Annotated in this window: 19 protein-coding genes and 1 pseudogene; 13 read left to right on the forward strand and 7 right to left on the reverse strand. The window is 62.0% G+C overall.

All coding sequences use genetic code 11. From position 1 onward, the window contains the following. Positions 1-180: 180 nt before the first annotated feature. Positions 181-1704 carry a diguanylate cyclase gene (locus B0G73_RS06315; RefSeq protein ID WP_374956998.1) on the forward strand — a complete coding sequence of 508 codons (1524 nt, stop codon included), beginning with the start codon at positions 181-183 and terminating at the stop codon, positions 1702-1704. A 184-nt stretch (positions 1705-1888) separates the two neighbouring features. Here B0G73_RS06315 and B0G73_RS06320 read toward each other — a convergent pair whose 3' ends face one another. Together B0G73_RS06320 and B0G73_RS06325 are read right to left on the reverse strand one after the other, a co-directional pair. Next, positions 1889-4147 carry a xanthine dehydrogenase family protein molybdopterin-binding subunit gene (locus tag B0G73_RS06320; protein ID WP_106278984.1) on the reverse strand — a complete coding sequence of 753 codons (2259 nt, stop codon included), beginning with the start codon at positions 4145-4147 and terminating at the stop codon, positions 1889-1891. Continuing rightward, positions 4148-4675, reverse strand: a complete 528-nt coding sequence (locus B0G73_RS06325; protein WP_106278986.1) for a (2Fe-2S)-binding protein — start codon at positions 4673-4675, stop codon at positions 4148-4150. Between the two features lie 155 nt (positions 4676-4830). Between B0G73_RS06325 and B0G73_RS06330 the strand changes: the two genes are divergently transcribed. Beyond that, a complete protein-coding gene (locus tag B0G73_RS06330) occupies positions 4831-5727 on the forward strand; it encodes a LysR substrate-binding domain-containing protein (protein WP_106278988.1) in 897 nt (298 codons plus the stop codon). Here the strand turns inward: B0G73_RS06330 and B0G73_RS06335 are convergent. Beyond that, positions 5724-6611, reverse strand: coding sequence for a LysR substrate-binding domain-containing protein (locus B0G73_RS06335; protein ID WP_106278990.1), 888 nt, complete (start codon positions 6609-6611; stop codon positions 5724-5726). The genes B0G73_RS06330 and B0G73_RS06335 overlap by 4 nt on opposite strands. Before the next feature lie 241 nt (positions 6612-6852). On the opposite strand from B0G73_RS06335, the gene B0G73_RS06340 reads away from it, so the two are divergent. The 8 genes and pseudogenes from B0G73_RS06340 to B0G73_RS06375 form a co-directional block, all read left to right on the forward strand. Continuing rightward, positions 6853-7809: an amidohydrolase family protein gene (locus tag B0G73_RS06340; protein WP_106278992.1), complete on the forward strand. Its 957-nt coding sequence runs from the start codon at positions 6853-6855 to the stop codon at positions 7807-7809. Beyond that, positions 7809-8735 (forward strand): amidohydrolase family protein, encoded by a 927-nt coding sequence (locus tag B0G73_RS06345; protein WP_012428924.1) that lies wholly within the window; start codon positions 7809-7811, stop codon positions 8733-8735. The genes B0G73_RS06340 and B0G73_RS06345 overlap by 1 nt, the downstream gene beginning before the upstream one ends. Positions 8736-8814: 79 nt before the next feature. After that, positions 8815-10209: a UbiD family decarboxylase gene (locus B0G73_RS06350; protein WP_106278994.1), complete on the forward strand. Its 1395-nt coding sequence runs from the start codon at positions 8815-8817 to the stop codon at positions 10207-10209. Continuing rightward, positions 10206-10796 carry a UbiX family flavin prenyltransferase gene (locus B0G73_RS06355; RefSeq protein ID WP_106278996.1) on the forward strand — a complete coding sequence of 197 codons (591 nt, stop codon included), beginning with the start codon at positions 10206-10208 and terminating at the stop codon, positions 10794-10796. Before B0G73_RS06350 ends, B0G73_RS06355 begins: the two co-directional genes overlap by 4 nt. A 40-nt stretch (positions 10797-10836) precedes the next feature. Continuing rightward, positions 10837-11919 carry a GTP-binding protein gene (locus B0G73_RS06360; protein WP_106278998.1) on the forward strand — a complete coding sequence of 361 codons (1083 nt, stop codon included), beginning with the start codon at positions 10837-10839 and terminating at the stop codon, positions 11917-11919. 89 nt (positions 11920-12008) lie between these two features. Further along, positions 12009-13349, forward strand: coding sequence for a nucleobase:cation symporter-2 family protein (locus B0G73_RS06365; protein WP_106278999.1), 1341 nt, complete (start codon positions 12009-12011; stop codon positions 13347-13349). A gap of 80 nt (positions 13350-13429) precedes the next feature. Then, positions 13430-14809, forward strand: coding sequence for an amidohydrolase family protein (locus B0G73_RS06370; RefSeq protein ID WP_374956999.1), 1380 nt, complete (start codon positions 13430-13432; stop codon positions 14807-14809). Between the two features lie 24 nt (positions 14810-14833). Next, positions 14834-15055 (forward strand): annotated as a pseudogene (locus B0G73_RS06375) (Asp/Glu/hydantoin racemase); the annotation flags it as partial. Between the two features lie 136 nt (positions 15056-15191). On the opposite strand, the gene thrS reads toward B0G73_RS06375, so the two are convergent. After that, positions 15192-16406, reverse strand: coding sequence for a threonine--tRNA ligase (gene thrS / locus B0G73_RS06380; RefSeq protein ID WP_106279182.1), 1215 nt, complete (start codon positions 16404-16406; stop codon positions 15192-15194). Positions 16407-16773: 367 nt separating this feature from the next. Between thrS and B0G73_RS06385 the strand changes: the two genes are divergently transcribed. After that, positions 16774-17259 carry a GNAT family N-acetyltransferase gene (locus tag B0G73_RS06385; protein ID WP_106279003.1) on the forward strand — a complete coding sequence of 162 codons (486 nt, stop codon included), beginning with the start codon at positions 16774-16776 and terminating at the stop codon, positions 17257-17259. A gap of 31 nt (positions 17260-17290) precedes the next feature. Here the strand turns inward: B0G73_RS06385 and B0G73_RS06390 are convergent, their stop codons facing one another. Continuing rightward, positions 17291-17875, reverse strand: coding sequence for a flavin reductase family protein (locus B0G73_RS06390; protein WP_106279183.1), 585 nt, complete (start codon positions 17873-17875; stop codon positions 17291-17293). A 186-nt stretch (positions 17876-18061) separates the two neighbouring features. Between B0G73_RS06390 and B0G73_RS06395 the strand changes: the two genes are divergently transcribed. Next, positions 18062-18865: an aminoglycoside phosphotransferase family protein gene (locus tag B0G73_RS06395; protein ID WP_106279005.1), complete on the forward strand. Its 804-nt coding sequence runs from the start codon at positions 18062-18064 to the stop codon at positions 18863-18865. Positions 18866-18932: 67 nt separating this feature from the next. On the opposite strand, the gene B0G73_RS06400 is transcribed toward B0G73_RS06395, so the two are convergent. Together B0G73_RS06400 and B0G73_RS06405 are read right to left on the reverse strand one after the other, a co-directional pair. Next, entirely contained in the window at positions 18933-19265 is a 333-nt protein-coding gene (locus B0G73_RS06400) for a hypothetical protein (protein WP_012428912.1), read from the reverse strand. 231 nt (positions 19266-19496) lie between these two features. Continuing rightward, on the reverse strand, positions 19497-21020 hold the full coding sequence (locus B0G73_RS06405; RefSeq protein ID WP_106279007.1) for a PLP-dependent aminotransferase family protein: 1524 nt from the start codon (positions 21018-21020) through the stop codon (positions 19497-19499). Positions 21021-21152: 132 nt separating this feature from the next. On the opposite strand from B0G73_RS06405, the gene B0G73_RS06410 reads away from it, so the two are divergent. After that, positions 21153-21893, forward strand: a complete 741-nt coding sequence (locus B0G73_RS06410; protein WP_106279009.1) for a GNAT family N-acetyltransferase — start codon at positions 21153-21155, stop codon at positions 21891-21893. The last annotated feature ends 16 nt before the right edge of the window (positions 21894-21909 follow it).

Genomic DNA, 21909 nt, shown 5'->3' on the forward strand with positions numbered 1-21909 from the left:
ATTGTCCTGCAGGTGTGCCGTAGCCTCTACTTTTTACTGCCTTTGCCGTAAACCCGGTCATCGGCTACCCACGACACTCGGGCAATCCTTTGCCGCTGGACCCGCTGCACCAAGTCGATATTCTCGCCACGACTGCGCGACGACGACGTATGGACCGAGTGTTCTCACGACAACATTAACGTGTCTGTTTCTATCACCACCGGAAAACTGGCTGTTCTCGCGGGCCGACATCCCTTGATCGTCGGTGCTCTAGCCAGCCTGATGGCCGTGGCCGTAATGGCAATCAGCGTGCTCACGCTTCTGGCCGCACGTGACACGACTGTCGAACATGCTCATGAAATGTCCAGAAACGTCACCGCCGTTCTGGTCAGCAACATCGCCCGGACCATTGAAACGTCTGACACGTCCCTTCGCACTCTGGTAGCGTCGCTGAACAATCCCGCCATCCAGGCTATGGATCCGGACCTGCGTCACGAATTGCTGTTTGATCGAACCGCTGCTGAGTACGTCACCGGCATGGGGATTACAGATGATCGGGGTCATCTGACCGACGGCTGCTGCTCGCGCGCCCACAATTGGGATTTCAGCGACCGTGACTATTTCATTGCACATCGCAATTCGGCGAATATTGGCCTTTATGTGTCATCCGTCTACCGGCCGCGGTCGCGGCCAGGGGCGCAGTCAATTGCGATGACGCGAAGAATGAACCGGCCAGACGGGTCGTTCGCTGGAGTGGCGATTGTTGCCATTGACGTCGAATACTTTAATCAACTGCTCGCAAAACTGGACGTTGGGCCAAACGGTGTCACTGCGATCGTCCGCACGGACGGTACGCTGGTGGCCAGAAATCCCGCAATGAGCAATGCCAGGCTGGTCAACGTGGGTAAGTCACCGACGTTTCCGCGTATGGTGAACCATGATTCCGGGTTCTATGCTGCCCCCTCGATCTCGGACGGGGTCGTGCGCCTATATACATTTCAGCGGGTTCCCGGAACGCCGCTTATCGCCGTTGTCGCGCCGGCGGAAACTGACGTACTGGCATCCTGGAAACGACTGACATGGATAGTCGGAATCTCCGCGTCGTCTGTTAGCCTTGCGTTCTGCGCGGTGGTCTGGCTCCTTGCTTTTGCATTGCGGGACCACGCAAAGGCTCAGGTACTGCTCAAGGAGCTAACGCGAACCGACTCGCTTACGGGGCTCAAGAACCGCCGTGCTCTCGACCATGCCCTCGAAAACGAGTGGGCAACACTGCAGCGCAGCGATGGTTCTTTGTCGCTGCTGTTCGTCGATGCGGATAACTTCAAACAATACAACGACAGGCACGGTCACGCTCAAGGTGATATTGCATTGAAACACCTCGCGGAATGTATCAATCGACACGTGCGTCGTCGTGGCGATCTCGCTGCGCGATATGGCGGGGAAGAGTTTGTTGTCGTGCTGCCTCATACGGACAAAGCGGGAGCACTTAAGATCGCTGAAGCTATCCGTCAGGAAGTTGACTGTGGCCCTCCGGCAATACCGTTCGAAGCAATTCCACATTTCACGGTGAGTATTGGATGCGCGACTGGTCGACGCTCACTTCCATCGTCACTAGATGAATTGACGAATTCAGCTGATCTGGCGCTGTACGCGGCCAAAAGGAGTGGAAGGAATGCCGTCGTCGCCGCGGGCGATATTGTTCCACAGGACCAACCGCAGAGTTGATGGCACTCCTCGACTGCGGCTGTCCGCGTCGCGTCGCGAATGACAGCGAAGCGCCGATCCGCAGCCGCACGGCGGATGAACGGCGAGCGTCGGTTTAGCCCGACACGCGGACAGCAAGGTATCGATCCCATGACGCAAGCTAGCATCCCTTGGGATATCGCAATGTGACCGACCGGCCTCGTTTTCAAGCCTTCGCTTTCCCGGCCATCTTCACCAGATCAAAAGGCGTCTCCCTAGCCCTCCTCCCGGTCAGCCTGAAAACCGCATTCCCCACCGCCGGCGCCACCGAAGGACTCGACAACTCCCCCACGCCACCGGGTTTAGACGTATCTCCTTGCACGATGAAAACATCGACCTCCGGCATATCACTCATCCGCATCACCCGGTACGTATCGAAGTTCCTCTGCTGCACCTGCCCGTGCCGAATATCGACCCGATCCGCGGTCGCATGCCCTAGTCCCCACATCAAGCCGCCATAGAGCTGCTCCTCGACCCCACCAGGCGAAACCGCCAACCCGCAATCCGCCACGCAAGTCAGCTTCTCAACCACGACGCCATCACCCTTCCGCGCCACCCGCGCTACCACCGCCACATAACTGCCATACGCCTGATTGGTCGCCACGCCCAAAGCAGTCCCAGCAGAGAGCGCCTGCCCCCACCCGGCCCGCTTGGCCGCCTCCCGCAAAACAGCCTGATGCCTCGGATCCTTCATATGCGCGAGCCGAAACTCAACGGGATCCCGATGCCCCGCATGCGCGGCCTCATCCATAAACGACTCAACCGCAAACACATTCGGGATATAACTCACCGCCCGATACCAGCCGGTCGGCACACCCGTTTCATGGCGCACCCAACCAATATCCACATGCGGCGCCCCATAAGTAAACTCATACTTGCTGATCGCTTCAGTGGTGCTGTAATCCATTCGATCCGGCCGATCGAAATACCCGGGCTCCCATTGTTCCGGCGAAGCAGGCATCACCGCGCGCAATTGCAACGTCGCCAGATTCCCGCGCGAATCGAGCACAGCCTTCGCCCGATGAAAACTCGCCGAGTGGTAGTAAAGCGCCCGCATTTCATCTTCACGGCTATTCATCAACTTGACCGGCTTCCCGACTTTCAACGCGAGCCACGTCACTTCAAAAAGCCAGTACTTCGACTCACGCGACCCAAAGCTGCCGCCTGAAACAAGCTCATGCAGCACGACACGATTCGCAGGAATATGGCCGATCATCTCAGCCGCTTCCTGCACCGTCGACGGCACTTGCAGTCCACCCCAATACTCAATTGAACCGTCGTTCTTAGCCCACGCAGTCACGTTAATCGGCTCAAGCGGACACTGCGCCTTATAAGGCATCGAATAAGCAGCCTCGATCACCCGCGCCCCGAGCGGAAACGCGGTCTTCGAATCTCCACTCTGAATAGTCGGCACCACCCGCGCCGCGGGATCATCGAGCCACGCCGCCTGACGCGCAGCAAGCGTGCTGCTATCGAAAGTCTCCAGCGGACTGTCTTCCCACTCCACATGCAACGCCGCCTGCCCCTTATGCGCGGACCAGTAGTCATCGGCTAACACAGCAACACCCGCCTGATTGCCGCCGAGAATGTCGGGCCGGCCAGGAATCTGCAACACCTGCCGCACGCCCGGCACGGCCAACGCAGCCTTAGCGTCCACGCTACGCACACGCGCATCGATCGCCGGCGCACGCGTGACGACCGCGACCAGCATGCCCGGCAACGACACGTCGATGCTGTATGGAAACGCGCCCCTCGCCTTCTCCGCAGCGCCGCGCTTAGTCCGCAATTTGCCGATGTATTTGAACTGCGACGGATCTTTCAAAACAACGTCTTTCGGCGCGGGCATCTGCGCCGCGACCTGCGCAAGCGACCCATAGTTGGCACGCTTGCCGTTGGCCTTATCGACCACGAAGCCGTTTTCCGTCGAACACGTCGACGGCGCCACATTCCATTGTTTCGCTGCAGCAGCAATCAGCATGGCGCGGGCCGTCGCACCCGCACGTCGCAAGCGTTCGTATTCCAACGACACGCTCGTACTCCCGCCCGTCGAAAACACTTTCCACAACGGATGAATGTAGTCGCCGTAAAACGGATTCTCCGGCGTGATCACACCGACGCGAAACAGATCGACGTCCAGTTCTTCCGCGACCATCGCAGCGAGCGCGGTACGCGTCCCCGTGCCGGAATCGTGTTTATGGACGACGAGTTTGATCGTATCGTCCGGTAGCACGCGCACCCACGCATTCGGTTCGAATTCACCGGCCTGCGGTTTGGGATCGCCGCTTCTGTCGTCGCCCTTGGCAAACGCTTCGGGCAACTGGAAGCCGATTGCGAGCCCGGAAGCCACCAACGCCGAACTCTGTTTAATAAACCGCCGACGCGCAGCGCCATGACCACCGGTCAACACCTCTTTGTCGTTGCGCATTCAGGCCTCCTCGTTCGTGACATAGGACGAGCAGGTCGCTGCGCACTCAGGCATATCCACCGTCGCCAACACGGGATCTCCGGACGCCGCGCGCTTGATCGCCATGCGAATACGTGCGTAGGTTCCGCATCGACAGATGTTGCCCGACATCGCCGCCGTGATGGTTTCGTCGTTGACGATCGGCTTGTCCTTGAGAAACGCGGCCGCCTGCATCAATTGGCCGGACTGGCAGTAGCCGCATTGCGGCACATCCTCCGCGATCCACGCGAGTTGCAGCGGGTGCCGGCCGTCCTTCGACAACCCTTCTATCGTCGTAATGCGTTTGCCCGCCACGGCAACAGCGGGCAGCAAACAGGAGCGCACTGCCTCGCCTTCCAGATGCACCGTACACGCGCCGCAAAAGCCGCCGCCGCAGCCGAATTTCGTGCCGGTCAATTTGAGCCGGTCGCGCAACACCCACAACAGGGGCATGTCTTCCGGTACATTGTCGAGCGAGTGCCGCGTGTCGTTGACCACGATCTCGATCATGCGCTGTCTCCTGAATGTGATTGTGCAGCGCGGCGCATGCATGAGTGGATGCGTCGATGCGGGACAAGGGCCGCGTGCTTGCGGCCATTATTGAAAGCCGTTAAGCGCAACGCCAGCGACCATTTCTTCCACCGTCTGTCAGTCCGGCTAACACCATGTTGAAGCGCTATCCGTCTATCCAGTCGATGCAAGCCTTTCTGCAGGCCGCGCGCGTCGGCAGCTTTTCGAGCGCGGCGCGGCAGTTGTCGCTCACGCATAGCGCGATCAGCCAGCAGATCCGCACGCTCGAAGAGTTCGTCGGCCAGCCGCTTTTCGTACGCGAAAGCGGCCGCGTGGTGCTGACGGATGCGGGCGTGTTGTTCGCGAATCAGTTGACGGATGGCTTCGAGCAAATCGACCGCGCGTTGTCGTCGGTAAAAGAGCGGACGGTCAAGCAGTCCATCACGCTCGACGTCGATCCCGAACTCGCGCAGAGCTGGCTGGTGGCGCGTTTGCCCACCTTGCTCGGCGCGCTGACCGGCACATCGCTCACGGTGTTGTCCACGCCGCGCCACGATCGCAGCGCGTTCGAGCGCGTGGATATTGCGTTGCGGTACGGGTATGGAGAATGGGACGGCTTCGAAAACGCACTGATTTGCGGTGACCGTCTGACGGCGGTGGGTTCGCCTTCGCTATTGCAGGCACGCGGGCTTAGTGTGCCGCTCACGCCTGAGCAGCTATTGGATTTGCCGTTGCTAGGCTATACGAAGCGCTCGTGGATTCCCTGGCTCGCCGCTGCGGGCTTGCCCGAGGTCGAGCCCGACGCAGTGGCGGTTTTCGACAACGCGGCCGGGTTGATCGCAGCCGCGAGCGCAGGCGTAGGCGCAGGTTTGGCGCGCGGCCTGCTCGCCGCCGACGCGCAACGCAACGGCGACCTAGTCGAACTCACACGAGTGGAAATTCCAACGCACTACAACCTTTACGCCGTGTGGCCGCGCGAGAAAGCCGAGCGTGTGGCACCGTTAATCGACGTGATACGCAACCTGGTCGCTCAAACTAACAGCACGCGTTAGCTCGTACTGGCCGCCACTTCCCGCACGGTATCGAGAAACAGCGACAGCACCGGTGAAGGCGTTTCGGCACGATAGCGCGCGTGCAGCGATACTTCGGGACGCGGCGCGGCCACCGGCACGAACGCAACGCCGCCCGTCGACAACTGCCGCGCGGAAGAAGGCAGCAGTGCCACGCCCAAGCCTTCGCGCACGAGGCACAACAGCGTATGCACCTCGACCACTTCCTGTTCGATGCGAGGTGTGAACCCTGCTTCGACGCAGCAGTCCTGAAGAAAGCGCGCCAGTTGCGACTGCCGCAAACCAAACGACACGAAACGCTCGGCCTCCAACTCCCGCAACGCAATCTCCCCACGCGATGCAAGCGCATGCCCCAACGGCAACGCCACCACCGCCGACTCGCGCATCACCACTTCGCTGCGAATCTCCGGGTCTTCGTGCGAGACGCGAAAGAAACACACATCGAGCCGCCGCTCTTTCAACGCGAGAATCTGCGCGGCCGGCGTCATCTCGTGCAGCGTCCATCGTACTTGCGGATGTTTCTCCGCGAATACGCGTAGCGCGTGTGGAATCGGCTCGACCATCGCCGAACTGATGATGCCGATCTCAAGACTCCCCACTTCGCCACGTCCCGCACAACGCGTCAGATCGATCGCGCGTTCGAACTGCGCGAAGATCAACGGCACCTGCTCTTTAAGTGTTTTCCCTGCCTCCGTGAGTTCGACACGATGCTGCGAGCGCGAGAACAACGCAGTGCCCATCTCTTCTTCGAGGATACGAATCTGCTGACTCAGCGGCGGCTGGGAAATGTGCAGCCGCGCGGCTGCCCGGCCGAAATGCAGTTCGTCGGCAAGCACCGCGAAGTAACGCAACAGCCGGATGTCCATATCGCAAACGTATCAAGATCGTGGTTAAAAAATATTGTACAGAGCGTTTTTATCTTGTGAGACTGCATCGCAAGCAGCAGTGCACATCAGTGTGACACTCGATGCCGGCGAGGGGAAGGCGCTCAAAAACAGCGTCTTGCAAAGGGCCGCATGGGCAAGCCCAACGGGCTGGGTTCCATCGATGCGCCTGCCCGCGATCCGGCAACTGGATACACCAGTTCCTCTCAAGGAGATCGAGTACATGATCATCGACACTAGCTGTTATCCGACCAATCTGGTCGACCTCGCGTGGCGCCATGACGGCGAGCCATTTTCCGGCGAGCGTCTGATCGAAGTGATGGACGGCCCTTACATCATCAACGGCAAGCCTCGCCGTATCGACAAGGCCTTCATCCAGCCGCCGCAAGGCAACACCATCTATACGTGGACCGACGGCGAACGCTCGGGCCGCGAGTCGATCGACGACTACATGGCGTACACGGTCGAATGCGTTCAAAAGTATCCGGACCGTTTGCTCGGCTGTTTCGTCTACAACCCGCGTTGCGGTCCGGAGAACGGTGCTGAAGCCATCGAGTTCTATGCGAAGGAACACGGCTTCAAGATGGTGCAGTTGCAGGCCAACATGCATGCGTACCGTCCCGACCGCGCGCTCGACTGGTTGCGCCCCGCGTTGCGCAAATGCGCGGATCTTGGCCTGCTCGTGAAGCTCCACACCGGCGACGGCCCGTACAGCATTCCGAGCGAGTGGTATCCGCTGATTCGCGAATTCCCGTCGGTGAATTTCATCATGGCGCACTTCGGTGTGCAGACGGGCGGTGTGTATTGCTTCGAGCCGTACCAGATGGCGCTCGATACGCCGAACGTGTACTGCGAATCGAGCTGGTGCCTGCAATCGCGAATCGTCGAATTCGCGAAGGTGCTGCCCACGCACAAGATTCTCTACGGCTCCGACACACCGCCGAACGAGCCGGGCATGTGGCTGCGTTTGCTCGAAGTGCTGTGCCACGAACCGCCGCAAGGCTTGAATCTCGACGAAGACACGCTCGAGGACTATCTCGGCAACAACCTCGCCCGCATGATCGGCATCGAGCCGAGCGCGCCGCCGAAGAGCGTGGAAGAAGCGCAAGCCTATCTGAAACACCACGCCGGCGCCGCGAAGAAACACGCGGGCCAGGCCGACTACGCAGGAGCCCGCTGATGATCATCGATACCCATCTGCATCCCACGAATCTCGTCGACGAAGCGTGGCGTCATACCGGCGAGCCATTCACCGGCGAACGCCTGCTGAAGATGATGGACGGTCCGTACATCATCAACGGCAAGCCGCGCCGGATCGACATGGGCTTCATTCAGCCGCCGCCGGGCAACACCGGCTATCGCGACGGCAATCGCCGCGGTCGTGAAGGCATTCGCGACTACATGTCGTATATCGCCGAATTGACGCAGAAGTACCCGGATCGCTTTATCGGCAACTTCACGTACAACCCGCGTTGGGGTCCGGAAAATGGCGCGGCTGAGCTCGAATTCCACGTGAAGGAGTACGGCTTCAAGATGCTCAAGCTGCACGCGAACATGCACGGCTACCGGCCGGACCGCGCGCTCGACTGGTTGCGCCCGGCCATGAAGAAATGCGCTGAGCTCGGCGTGGTCGTGCTGATTCACACCGGCGACGGACCGTACACGATCCCGACGCAGTTCTATCCGATCATCCGCGAATTCCCGATGGTGAATTTCATCATCGGTCACTTCGGGATTCAGACGGGTGGCAACTATTCGTTCGAAGCGTTCTGGATGGCGATGGATACGCCGAACGTGTATTGCGAATCGGGCTGGTGCTATCAGTCGCGCATCGTCGAATTCGCTCGTGAACTGCCGCGCAACAAGATCGTGTTCGGCACGGATTCGCCGCCGAACGAACCGGGAATGTGGCTGCGCGAACTGGAAATGCTGTGCGGTCCCGCGCCGCAAGGTATGAATCTGGACGAGGACGGTCTCGAAGACTATATGGGCAACAACATCGCCCGTCTGGTCGGAATCGAGCCGACCAAGCCGCCGAAGGATCTTGCCGAAGCGGAAAAACGTTTGAAGGCGACTTACGTGAATGACGTCACGCAGCCGGCCTAACGCTGACTGACTGATCGTTCGAAAGAAAGCAGGCGCGGTTCGCGCCGCGCCTGCCTCTGTTGCTCACACGGAGTTCACTATGGCGGATAACCTCTTCCGCGCCACGCAGGATTTTCATCGCTTTGCGCATGCGTATCGCGAGCACTATCCCGATGATGTTTTGACGCTCTCGCAGCCACTGTCCGCTGATCAGGATGTTACGGCGGTCGTCGCCGAACTCGCGGCGCGCGGACAGCATCCCATGCTGTTTTGCGAAAAGGTCGACGGGATCGCAACGCCGCTCGTCACGAATTTCTTTGCTTCGCGTACACGCATTGGGCGTCTGTTCGATGTCGACGCGGCCGGTCTGTTCGACGCATATCAACAACGCGCCAATGCGCCTGTCGCACCCGTGTTCGTTGCGAACGGCCCCGTACTGGACCAGGTGATTGAAGGCGACGCAGTAGATCTCGCGCAATTGCCGATGATCCGCCACTTCGATACCGACCGTGGCCCGTACGTCACGAATGCAGTGATCGTCGCGGAAGATCCAGTCACCGGCGTGGCAAACCTCAGCTATCACCGTTCGATGCGCCACGCGAAAAACGCCCTGGCCACCAGTCTGCATTCGCGCGGCCACCTCTGGCGCATGCTGCAAACCGCCCAGGCACGCGGCGACACGTTGAAAGTCGCGATGGTGATCGGCGCGCATCCGCTGTTCATGCTGGCCGCCGCCGCACGCGTGCCGTTCGGCACCGACGAACGCGCAATCGCAGGCGGTCTGTTCGGTGCGCCGCTGGAACTGGTGCGCACGCCGCGCTACGGCATCGGCGTGCCCGCTTCCGCCGAGTTCGTGCTGGAAGGCACGATCGATCCGTCCGCGCACGCCGAAGAAGGCCCGTTCGGCGAATTCACCGGCTATTCGTCGGACCGCTCGACGAACAACGTGCTGCGCGTCGACACGATGATGCGTCGTCGCGATGCGTGGCTCGTCGATGTAGTTGGCGGTCCTTACGCAGAACATTTGACTTTAGCCCGCTTACCGCGCGAAGCGGAGATGAGCGAGAAGCTGAAGGCGCGCTTCCTGTCCGTCACAGCATTGCACTACCCCAACTCCGGCACGCATTTCCACTGCTACGTCGCGCTGAATCAGACGCGCGACGGCGAAGCACGCCAGGTCATGCTCGCGCTGCTCGGTTGGGATCCCTACCTGAAGAACGTCGTCGCCGTGGATAGCGACATCGACATCACTAACGACTCGCAGGTGCTGTGGGCGATCGCCACGCATTTTCAGCCGCACGAGGACGTGTTTATCGTCAATGGATTGCCGGGCAGTCCGCTCGACCCTTCGTCGTCCGCGGCGGGCACCACGTCGCGTATGGGCATCGACGCGACGCGCGGCGCGCATTTCGACGGCATCCGCGCGCAGATCAGCGAGCGCGCTTCGCAACAGGCCGTCAACATTCTGGCCCACGCCACCGGAGTCCAGCGATGAGCGCGCGGCGACTCGTAGTCGGCATCAGCGGCGCATCCGGCTTTACGTATGGCGTGCGTCTGCTGCAATTGCTGCGTCAGCTTGATATCGAAACGCATTTGACCGTTTCGCGCAGCGCGTTACTCACGATGACGCACGAAACCGACTACAAGTTCGCCGACGTCAGCGCGCTAGCCAGCGCCACCTATCGCTGCGACGACATGGCCGCGGCCATCTCCAGCGGCTCGTTCCGCTCGCTGGGCATGATCGTCGCGCCCTGTTCGATGAAGACGCTTGCCGAAATTGCCAGCGGCATGTCGTCAAGCCTGATCTCGCGCGCCGCCGATGTCACGTTGAAAGAGCGCCGCCCGCTGGTGCTGCTCGCGCGTGAAACGCCGTACACGCTGGCGCATCTGCGCAACATGATTGCCGTAACCGAAATGGGCGCGATCGTCGCGCCACCCGTGCCGGCGTTTTATGCGCGCCCCGCTTCACTCGACCAGATGATCGAGCACACGCTTGGCCGCGTGCTCGATCTGTTCGGTCTCGAAGCGGGCACCGTCAAACGCTGGCGAGAAGTCGAGGCACAAGCACCGCATATCGCCTGATAGCCGAACTGCTTTACGAACGAAGAAACGGAGACGAGCCATGAATCACATTCACACCACCCACAACGAAATCGAGAAGATCGCCGTCACGGTGCTGACCGGCTTTCTCGGCGCCGGCAAAACGACGCTGCTCAACTACATCCTGCGCGAGAAGCACGGCCGCAAGATCGCGGTGATCGAAAACGAATTCGGCGAAATCGGCATCGACGGTGGCCTCGTGCTCGAATCGACCGAAGAGATCTATGAAATGACGAACGGCTGCGTGTGCTGCGTCGGCGCGGTGCGCGAGGATCTGGTGAGGATCGTGCGCATGCTCGTGGAGCGGCCGGACCGGCTCGATCACATCATCGTCGAAACCAGCGGGCTTGCCGATCCGTATCCGGTTGCACAGACGTTCTTTCTCGACGATCCCATCGCTAAACAAGTCACCCTCGACGCCGTCGTCACGATGGTGGATGCGAAGCATATCGCCGCGCATCTGGACGATCTGGTGCTCGACGGCAGCGACAACCAGGCCGTCGATCAGATCGTGTGCGCGGACCGTATCGTCATCAACAAGGTCGATCTGGTGGGACCAGACGATATCGCTTCGCTGACGCAACGCATTCGTGGACTCAATGCCACGGCGGAAATCGTCGAGTCGAGCTATGCACAGATCGACCTCGGCAAGATTCTTGGCGTGGGCGCAAACGAGTTCTCGCAAATTCTCGTCGAGACCGATGGCCTGCATGAAGACGAACACACGCACGGTCACGAAGAACACGAACACGAGCATGCCCATCACGACGACGATCACGCCGCTCACCAGCACGACGAAAGCGTTTCCTCGGTCGGGATCGAAGTCGACGCGGATATCGACCTCGACGCGCTGCAAGCATGGCTCGCCGAACTGCGCGACTCGGATGCCACGAACCTGTTCCGTATGAAAGGCATTCTCGCCGTGCAAGGCCAGTTGCATCGCTATGTGCTGCAAGGCGTGCACAACGTCATCGAACTGCGCGCGGCGCAAGTGTGGGGTAGCGAGCCGCGCTCGTGCCGCATCGTTTTCATCGGACGCGATCTCGATCGCGCCGCACTGACCGACCGCTTCCACGCCTGTCTGGCCGTGCCGGTTGCGGCCTGACGGGAGATCCGGTCGGCGCGCGTCGTAGTGCCGCGCGGCTAGGTCCGTGCGGCGCGCTCCGATCGATAAACACAATTTGGAGACACGTCATGAACACCGCCATACACCCCGTCGATCGCATTCTGCCGAAGCGCCAGATGATCACGCTCGGCTTGCAGCACATGCTAGTGGCTTACATCGGCGCCATCGCGGTGCCGCTGATCGTCGCGTCGGCGCTGAAGATGTCGCCGGCCGACACCACCGTGCTCATCAGCACGGCGCTGTTTTGCTCGGGCATCTCGACGATTCTGCAAACCGTCGGCATCTGGAAGTTCGGTGTGCGTCTGCCGATTCTGCAGGGCGTCGCATTCAGCAGCGTCGGACCGGTCATTGCGATCGGCACGAGTCCGGGCGTCGGTTTCGCCGGCGTGTGCGGCGCGGTGATTGGCGCGGGTCTGTTCACGATGTTCGCCGCGCCGCTGGTCGGGCGCTTACGAAGGTTCTTCCCACCTGTAGTGACCGGCTGCATCGTGACCGTGATCGGCTTGCAGTTGTTTCCCGTCGCGTATCAATGGGCCGGTGGCGGCGAGGCCGCGCAACAACAGTTCGGCGCGTTGCCCTTCCTGAGCGTCACGCTGTTCGTCGCGCTGGTAATTCTCGCGATCAACCGTTTTGCCAATGCGTTCCTGCGCAATCTGTCAGTGCTGATCGGTTTGATTGCCGGTGGCGTTCTGGCGTGCTCGCTCGGCATGGGCAACTTCGCGAGCGTGGCGCAAGCGCCGTGGTTCACCATGCCGTTGCCGTTTCACTTCGGCACGCCCGTGTTTTCGCTGGTGCCGGTGTTGACGATGATCGTCGTGATGGTGGTGCAGATGGTCGAATCCATGGGCCTGTTCGTCGCGATCGGCGACATCGTCGATAAGGACGTGAGCGAGGAGGACGTGGTGCGTGGCATGCGTGCCAACGGGCTGGCGAGCGCGATCGCCGGCATGTTCGCGGCGTTTCCGTTCATCGCGTTCATGGAGAACGTCGGCCTTGTCATTCTGACCGGCGTGCGCAGCCGCTGGGTGGTGGCGATCAGCGGCGTGCTGATGTGCGTGGTGGCGCTGGTGCCGAAGATCGGCGCGGTGGTTGCGTCGACGCCTTCCGCCGCGCTCGGTGGCGCAGGTATCGCCATGTTCGGCGTAGTGGTCGCGGCCGGTGTGCAGACGTTGGCGAAAGTGGACTTCGAGCGCAATCGCTACAACGTGTTGATCGTCGGCTTTACGATCGCCACCGCGTTGATTCCGGTGATGGCGCCACAAGTCTTCAAGCACATGCCCGACTGGACGCAACCGTTCCTGCACAGCGGCGTGGTGCTGGCGTGCCTCGTTTCCGTCGTGCTGAACGCGGTGCTCAACGGCGCGCATGAAGAGGACGTCGTGCCGGCGCACAATATGGTCCGCGAATAAGCGGATGTTGCATGACGAGCGCGGCGGTCTTTGCAAAGGCCGCCGCTTCGCAGTAACTGAAAGGATATCGAATCGTGAGCATGCAAACTGAAGCGTTGCTGATCAAAAACCCTGTCGCGGTGATGAGCGGAATGAGCGGCGAGCGCGCAAGGCTCGGCCAGGTCGATCTGCGGATTCGCAATGGCCGTATCGAAACCATCGCGCCGAATCTCGAACCGCGTGCCGATGAACGCGTGATCGACGCACGTTCCTGCGTGGTGTATCCGGGCTGGGTGAACACGCATCATCATCTGTTCCAGAATCTGCTGAAGGCCGTGCCGTCCGGTATCAATGCGGATTTGCAGGAATGGCTGGCTGCCGTGCCGTATCCGCGTCTCGCGCGCTTTACGCCGGAGCTGGCGCGCGTTGCCGCTCGCCTGGGTCTTGCCGAGCTGCTGCTCTCCGGCGTGACGACCTGCGCCGATCATCACTATCTCTACCACGCGGACGGCACCACCGAAACCGGCGATCTGCTATTCGACGAAGCGGCTTCGTTCGGCATGCGCTTCGTGTTGTGCCGCGGCGGCGCATTGCAGGCGGCGGGGGATCATCCGGGGTTTTCCAAAGTCGCGCTCAAGCCCGAAACGCTCGATCAGATGCTCGCCGATATCGAACGTTTGAAGTCGCGGCATCACGACGGTGGCGATGCCTCGATGCGTCGCGTCGTAGTCGCGCCGACCACGCCAACGTTTTCCCTGCCGCCCGAACTGTTGCCTGAAGTCGCGCGCGCGGCTCGGCGGATGGGTTTGAGGTTGCATACGCATCTGTCCGAGACGACCCGCTACGTCGATTTCTGCAAGGAGCGCTTCAACAAACTGCCGGTCGAGTTCGTCGCCGATCACGAGTGGCTCGGTCCGGATGTGTGGTTCGCGCATCTCGTGCATCTGCAAGCGAGCGAGATCGCGATGCTCGCTGAAACCGGCAGTGGATGCGCGCATTGCCCGGTCAGCAATGCCCGGCTGGGCAGCGGCATCGCACCCGCACCGCAGATGGCGGCCGCTGGCGTGCCGATGTCGCTCGCCGTGGACGGCGTGGCGTCGAACGAATCCGGCAGCATGACCAATGAAGCGCATTTCGCATGGCTCGTGCATCGCGCGGCGCAGGGCGCGTCGGCGACCACGGTGGAAGAGACGATTCATTGGGGCAGCGCAGGTGGCGCGGGCGTGCTCGGGCTCGATGCGGTCGGCACACTTGAAGTCGGCATGGCGGCGGACTTCGTGCTGTATGACGTCAGCGATCTGCGCTTCAACGGTTTCCATGATGTTGCCGTTGCGCCGGTGACGGCAGGCGAGCCGGCGCGCGTTCGCTATAACGTGGTGAACGGTCGCGCGGTGGTGGATAACGGCGTGATTCCCGGTCTCGATCTCGACGCGCTGCGTTATGAAGCCGCCGAGGGCGTGAAGTCATTGCTCGCCGATTAAGGCAAGAGCAAAGGACGCGTTACGATGCAAAGCAAACGAATTCGGCTCGGCATTCTGACGCCGTCGTCGAACACCGCGCTCGAGCCGATGACGGCGGCGATGCTGAGCGAACTGGCGCACGTCAGCGCGCATTTTGCCCGCTTCACGGTGACAGAGATCGCGTTGTCCGAGCAGGCGCTCGGCCAGTTCGACGTGAGCCGGGTTCTGGCGGCCGCGCGCCAGTTGGCCGATGCGCGAGTGGACGTGGAGCCGTTGGTGCGGTGGGGGCGGTGGTTTATGGAAGTGCGGTAAGTTCTTGCCTTTAAGGCACGACGCCGCGCCGCCCGCCGCCGAATCGACCGGCGGGAGGGCGCGACTCGAAACGCCCCCGACACCCGTCGCGTTAAACCTTTGGAGCCATCCCTGGTGGCTGCCCCGCCACCCTCAAATATTCGACGCCCTCGGCAAACGACAAATTCATTTGCCGCCCATCCCGCAGGCGAATACTAATCGTCCGATCCCGCTCATCGCGCGAGCCCACCACGACCAGAAGCGGCACCTGCTTCTCGCGCGCATCGAAGATCTTCTTCTCCAGCCGTTCGGGCCGGCTATCAAGCACCGCCCTGAAACCCGCATCATCGAGCGCCTGCATGACCTCTTGCGCGTAAGCGCTATTCGCATCGCTAATCGTCGCGACCACGACCTGTTCAGGAGCCAGCCACACCGGCAACCATCCTTCGTGATGTTCGAGCAGCATCGCGATGAACCGCTCCATACTGCCGAGCACCGCGTGATGAATCATCACAGGCCGCTCACGCTCATTGCGCTCGTTGACGAACTCCGCGTCGAGCCGCTCGGGCAGCACGAAATCGAGCTGGATCGTGCCGCACTGCCAACTCCGCGCACGGCTGTCTTTCAGATGAAATTCGAGTTTCGGCCCATAAAAAGCGCCCTCTCCTTCGAGCACGTCGAACTCAAGCCCAGCCGCACGCGCCGCGTTCGCCAACGCATCTTCCGCGCGATCCCACGTTTGATCGTCGCCCGCGCGCATAGCCGGCCGCGTCGCGAGCGCGACCTTGAACTCGGGAAAACCGAGATCCGCATAGACCGCACGCAACAATGCACAGAAGCGGCCGACTTCCGCCTCGATATGAGCCTCCGTGCAGAACACGTGCGCATCGTCCTGCACGAAAGCACGCGTGCGCTTCAGTCCTTCAAGCGAGCCCGACGGCTCATCGCGATGACACGCGCCGAACTCGCTATACCGCACCGGCAACTCGCGATAAGACCGCACGCGCTGATTGAACACCTGCACATGACAGGGGCAACTCATCGGCTTCAGACACAGCGCGCGGCCTTCTTCCGCATCGGCCAACGAGTACATCGCCGCGCCGAACTTCTCCCAATGCCCGCTCTTTTCCCACAGCGAGCGCGCCAGCAATTGCGGCGTGCGTATCTCGCGAAACCCCGCGCGACGCATGCGCGCACGCACATAATCTTCGAGCACGCGATACAGCTCCCAGCCGCGCGGATGCCAGAAAACCATGCCCGCGCCTTCTTCCTGTTGATGGAAGAGGTCGAGTTTGTTGCCGAGTACACGATGATCGATATCGTTCACTGTCTTGCTCCATTGATCGGTTACCGCGAATGGATGCCGCAAACGGAGGTCCAGAAACGCCAAAGGCCCCGTCCGTTTCCGGCGAGGCCTTTGGTGGTTTGCCACTGCGTCCTGCTTCTAGTGCGCGCAACCTCCAGACGACCCGCCTGTGAAGGTGGTCGTCGTGGTGGTGACGGCTGCGAAGGGAATCGAGTGGAAGTCCATGGATCGACGGTAATCGATTTTGTGGCGCGACGTCAATCGCATTCTTGTCGCGCTCTGGTCAGAACGGCATGTTAAACGCTACGATGCATGTCTGATCCGAAGCCCGTGCGTCTGCGCGAAACTTCGGTCTGCACCACTCAACCGATCAATCGAGCCTCTGACCTTGACCATCCATATCCGTCCCGCTCGCGCCGCCGACGCAGCGTTGATTCTTCGCTTCATCACCGAACTCGCTGTGTACGAAAAAGCGGAGCACGAAGTCGTCGCAACCGTCGACGACATCGAAGCGAGCCTGTTTTCCGCCGCTTCCAGCGCGAAGGCGCTGATCTGCGAGATGAACGGCGAGCCCATCGGCTTTTGCGTCTACTTCTTTTCGTATTCCACCTGGCTCGGCAAGCAGGGGCTTTATCTGGAAGACCTGTACGTGTCGCCGGCATCGCGTGGCAGCGGCGCGGGCAAACAGATGTTGCGTCACCTTGCGCGCATTGCCTGCGACACCGGTTGCGGCCGCTTCGAATGGAGCGTGCTCGACTGGAACGAGCCGGCCATCGGCTTTTACGAATCGATCGGCGCGAGCGCGCAAAGCGAATGGGTACGGTATCGGTTAGCGGGAGACGCGCTGAAGAAGTTTGCGGAGGGCGACGCGTGAGTGATGCGCGTGTTCGCGCGCCCGCCGGCACTCAGTCCGCCGCGCCGTTCGCTACGGCATCTACCTCGAACGCATCGCCCGTCGCAAAGAACGTTCCGCCGGCCACGTAGTGACAGGTGCGCAGACCGGGATCATCGCCGAAATGCCAACGGTTGTTCGAGTACACGCGGCTATCCGCATACGCCGCGACCACTTCGCCGATGATCAGATCGTGGCGCTGGCTATCGTCCGGAATAACCTTGCACTCCATCCAGGTGATGCAACCCGCGAGCATGGGCACGTCGATCTGTTGCGCGGGGAACGTCTCCAGGTCGAAGGCGGAGAACTTGTCGAGTTCCGTGCCCGCGTTCGTACCCACCGCCAGCGTTTGCGCAGCGAATCCTCGGCTTGGCAGTTGCAGTCCGAATACGTCGCTTGCCTCGATCAGTTGTCGCGTGAGCGTGCGGCTATCCACTACCACCACGACCTTCGGCGGGTTGAAGTCGAGCGGCATCGCCCACGACGCCGCCATCACGTTCGAGCGGCCGCCGTGCGCGCTGGTGATGATCGTGACCGGTCCATGATTCAGCAGTTGCGTGGCCCGCGGCAAGGCCACGGGTTCTCGGGTGATTTTCATACGTAGATCCCGCATCAAATGAACGTGAGCGATTGTAGCGTCGGGGCTCGATACGCGCTGCACACGCCATGCCGAGCCGATCCAGGCGAGAATGCAAGACCGTCTCATCCGTTGGAGGAGCCGTGCACAACGTCTGCCTGCATGCCGCTGACAGCAACGTCGCCGCGCTCGCGAACTGAAGCTCGAATGTTCACTGAATACATCGTCAAATGGGATTTGCAGCAGGACGGCGAGCCGAGTCGCACACACAGCAGCCGGCTGCTGCCGGTGCGCCATCACGGCATTCCCGCGATGCTGAAAGTCGCGCAGGAACCCGAAGAGAAATTCGGCGCGCAGTTGATGGTGTGGTGGGACGGCGAAGGGGCGGCCCGCGTGCTCGCGCACGATGCCGACGCCGTGCTGCTCGAACGCGCGCAGAGCAGTCACGCGCTGGCGGACCTGGCACGCTCCGGCAATAGCGACGCGGACGACCAAGCCACCGACATTCTCTGCGCCACCGCCGCACGCCTCCACGCGCCGCGAAACAAACCACTGCCCGAATTGATCGATTTGCCGCGCTGGTTCGCAAGCCTGTGGCCGGCCGCGCAAAAATACGGCGGCTGGTTGCAGGACAGCGTAACCGTCGCGCAAGCCCTGCTCGCCGCGCCGCAAGACCCTGTGGTGTTGCACGGCGACATCCATCACGGCAACGTGCTCGATTTCGGCCCGCGCGGCTGGCTGGCGATCGACCCGAAAGGTCTCTACGGCGAACGCGGATTCGACTACGCAAACATTTTCTGCAATCCGGACGAGGCGTCGGCGTTGCGACCGGGATGGTTCGAGCGTCGCGTCGAACGGGTCGCGCGGATGGCTGGACTCGATCGGCGCCGTCTGCTGCAGTGGATACTGGCGTGGTCTGGTTTGTCCGCGGCGTGGATTCTTGAGACGGGCGAGGCGCCCGACATCGATATGGAGATCGGCAGGCTGGCTGCCGAGGCGCTCAAACGATAAGGCGCTGAAGCGCGAGTAACGTCAGGCAAATCAGGGCGGCAACTCGTGAGCCGCCGCCCGACGTGCATCAGTGCGGCGCTTTACCGTTGGGCACGGCGTCCAGTGGCTTGTGCTGTTCCTCGCCAAGCCCTGGGAAGAACGCGTTCCAGGCGGCGCGCACGCCTTGGGCCGCGGTGGCCTCGGCGGCGATCGATTCGGCTTCGCCTTCGCCGGCTGTCGATGGATCGGCGGACAAGCCGCGCCAGTGGGTGAACACGAGCAACGGTTTCTCGGTCCATACGCCATCGCCAAACTTCGCAAAGGCCGTGTCCCCGCTCGTCAACTGCACCTCATACCAGCCTTCACGAACGGGCGTGTGGGCCTCAAGCTCAAACCACGGGGTCGGTTCGATTTCCTTCATGTCGTCTCCGGTCGGATAGATCATCATAGATAACCACAACAAAGGCCTTTTTCATGCCGGCGCCAGGCGACGGCCCGGCAAGCGCGCTTACAGCACCGCGTGTCACGCGATGTTGCGGTGCGGCGCGGGCGGCATGAGCTGCGGGCGATTCGTCGATGTCGCACATTCCGAAGTCGCCGCGCATAACCGACACGATAGCGCGACATGGGCCACGCGGACAAACGCAAAAAGTTACGCGCGCGTCTTCGCGGCGGACGCGGCTGCCGGACGGCGCTTCGGCTTGCCGTCCAACTCGGCCGCGAGCCCGGCCAGCACACGGATTGCGGGTGCCAGTCGTTCGGCCGGCGTACTGCCGTAACCGATCACGAGCCCATTCGTTTCGGCGCGCGGCTGTAACGCGAAACCGGACAGCGCGCGCGGATTGAGCCCTTGGGCGAGCGCACGTTCGGCGAGCGTCCGATCGTCGATGCGCGGCGGCAAACGCAGCGTCAGATGCATGCCGCAATTGCCGCCGAGAATCTGCGACGGCGCGAAATGCGTGGTCAGCGCGTCGCGCAACGCCTGCTGACGCTCGCGGTACAGACGCCGCATGCGCCCGAGATGCCGCCCGAACTCGCCGCTTTCGATGAAGTGCGCGAGCGCCAGTTGTTCGAGCCGATGCCCGCCGCGCAGCATCTCCTGCACGGCGATGGCGGTGTGCGCGGCGATCGGGCGCGGCAGCACCACGAAGCCGATGCGCAGCGCGGGGAACATCGTTTTGCTGAACGAGCCGACGTACAACACCGGCGCGTCCTCGACCAGCCCTTGCATGCTGGCGATCGGCTCGCCGGTGTGGCGGAACTCGCCGTCGTAATCGTCTTCGACCAGCCACGCGCCGCTGCGGCGCGCCTGGGCGATCAGCTCCAGACGACGCGCCACGGACAGCACCGAACCGGTCGGATATTGATGCGCAGGCGACGTGTAGATCAGCTTCGGCGGCTGCGTGCGCCATGCGTCGGATGGCACCGCCATGCCTTCCGCGTCGACGGGTATTGGCAGCGTGGTCAGGTCGCCCAGATTGAACGCGGCCTTCGCGCCGCGATAGCCGGGGTCCTCGACCCACGCGACATCGCCCGGATTGGTGAAAAGACGCACGCACAGGTTCAGCGCCTCCTGCGCGCCCTCCGTGATCACCACCTGCGAGCCTTCGCAGCGCACGCCGCGCGCCATGCGCAAATGTGCGGCGATGGCGTCGCGCAATGCCGGCTCGCCAGCAGGCGTGCCGTAGCCGAGCGCGAGGGGCAACGCGCGCTCCATGGAGCGTTCGAGCGCGCGCCGCCACGCGGCCAACGGGAAACGGTCCAGGGCGGGCGTGCCGGGTGTCAGAGGCAAGGTGTTGTCGGCGTGGGTGCGCGTGGCCGCGAACTGCCCGACGCGGGCCGCGTAGGCCACGTCCCGCGCGGCCGGCTGCGAGGGCGGTTCACCGCGTGCGGACGGGCTGGAGAGCGGGCTCACGCGCGTGCCCTTCTTGTCGGCAACCACATAACCCACTGCGGCCAGATGCTCGTACGCGATCACCACGGTGTTGCGCGACACGCCCATTTCCGCCGCGAGCAGGCGCGATGACGGCAGCAGCGATCCCGCCGGCAAACGGCCCGCGAGAATCGCCTGCTGCAGGCGCTCGAGCAATTGTTTTTGCAGCGGCTCGGGCTTTGCGCCGCCGCCGGCGAGCGCCGACGCAGCCGGACTGGTGAGCGGGCCAATGATCTCGATCATCGCAGCTGGACCTATCAAATGACGTTGTGTTGGATCTTTTTAACATACCACGTTTGCCGTATCGTTCTCTCATCATCGACGATCATTCGTAACCGACAGCAACCTTCAACCTTCCTGCATGGGATCAACGATATGGAATCCAGACGCAACGCATTCGACCAGCCGATCGGCGCCCCCGTGCCGGGTTGGAACGGCGCCCAGGCTCCTGGCCGCGAACCGCTGGCAGGCCGCTATTGCCGGATCGAACCGGTGGACGTGGAACGTCACGCGGCGGACCTCTACGACGCGTACAGCTCAGCCACAGACGGCCGCGACTGGACCTATCTGAGCGTCGGTCCGTTCGAGAGCCTCGCCGCCTATCGCGAGCATCTGACGCGCGCCGCCGCGTCCGCCGATCCGCTGCACCACGCGGTGATCGACCTGGCGACCGGCAAGGCGGTCGGCACGCTGGCGCTGATGCGGATTGACCGCGCGAACGGCGTGATCGAAGTCGGCCACGTCACGTATTCGCCGCGCCTGAAGCGCACGCGCGTCGCCACCGAAGCGATGTTTCTGCTGATGACGCAGGTGTTCGACAAACTCGGCTATCGGCGCTTCGAATGGAAGTGCGATTCGTTGAACGAGCCGTCACGCACGGCGGCGTTGCGCTACGGCTTCACGTTCGAGGGGATCTTCCGCCAGGCGATCGTGTATCGCGAACGCAATCGCGATACGGCGTGGTTTTCGGTCATCGACAGTGAATGGCCCGCGCTGCGTCCGAGTTATACGCGATGGCTCGATACCGGTAATTTCGATGCGCAAGGGCAGCAGGTCGAACGGCTGGTGGATCTGATCGCACGGCAGCGGGCGGCGGCGAGCCCCGACGCGCAGTGAGCCGAGAGTCGAGCCG

Source organism: Paraburkholderia sp. BL25I1N1, from assembly GCF_003002025.1.
Taxonomy (GTDB): domain Bacteria; phylum Pseudomonadota; class Gammaproteobacteria; order Burkholderiales; family Burkholderiaceae; genus Paraburkholderia.

Coding starts and splice junctions, on each gene's coding strand:
- B0G73_RS06320 (WP_106278984.1), bottom strand. CDS start 4,147: ATGCGCAACGACAAAGAGGTGTTGACCGGTGGTCATGGCGCTGCGCGT.
- B0G73_RS06325 (WP_106278986.1), bottom strand. CDS start 4,675: ATGATCGAGATCGTGGTCAACGACACGCGGCACTCGCTCGACAATGTA.
- B0G73_RS06330 (WP_106278988.1), top strand. CDS start 4,831: ATGTTGAAGCGCTATCCGTCTATCCAGTCGATGCAAGCCTTTCTGCAG.
- B0G73_RS06335 (WP_106278990.1), bottom strand. CDS start 6,611: ATGGACATCCGGCTGTTGCGTTACTTCGCGGTGCTTGCCGACGAACTG.
- B0G73_RS06340 (WP_106278992.1), top strand. CDS start 6,853: ATGATCATCGACACTAGCTGTTATCCGACCAATCTGGTCGACCTCGCG.
- B0G73_RS06345 (WP_012428924.1), top strand. CDS start 7,809: ATGATCATCGATACCCATCTGCATCCCACGAATCTCGTCGACGAAGCG.
- B0G73_RS06350 (WP_106278994.1), top strand. CDS start 8,815: ATGGCGGATAACCTCTTCCGCGCCACGCAGGATTTTCATCGCTTTGCG.
- B0G73_RS06355 (WP_106278996.1), top strand. CDS start 10,206: ATGAGCGCGCGGCGACTCGTAGTCGGCATCAGCGGCGCATCCGGCTTT.
- B0G73_RS06360 (WP_106278998.1), top strand. CDS start 10,837: ATGAATCACATTCACACCACCCACAACGAAATCGAGAAGATCGCCGTC.
- B0G73_RS06365 (WP_106278999.1), top strand. CDS start 12,009: ATGAACACCGCCATACACCCCGTCGATCGCATTCTGCCGAAGCGCCAG.
- B0G73_RS06370 (WP_374956999.1), top strand. CDS start 13,430: ATGCAAACTGAAGCGTTGCTGATCAAAAACCCTGTCGCGGTGATGAGC.
- B0G73_RS06390 (WP_106279183.1), bottom strand. CDS start 17,875: ATGAAAATCACCCGAGAACCCGTGGCCTTGCCGCGGGCCACGCAACTG.
- B0G73_RS06395 (WP_106279005.1), top strand. CDS start 18,062: ATGTTCACTGAATACATCGTCAAATGGGATTTGCAGCAGGACGGCGAG.
- B0G73_RS06400 (WP_012428912.1), bottom strand. CDS start 19,265: ATGAAGGAAATCGAACCGACCCCGTGGTTTGAGCTTGAGGCCCACACG.
- B0G73_RS06405 (WP_106279007.1), bottom strand. CDS start 21,020: ATGATCGAGATCATTGGCCCGCTCACCAGTCCGGCTGCGTCGGCGCTC.
- B0G73_RS06410 (WP_106279009.1), top strand. CDS start 21,153: ATGGAATCCAGACGCAACGCATTCGACCAGCCGATCGGCGCCCCCGTG.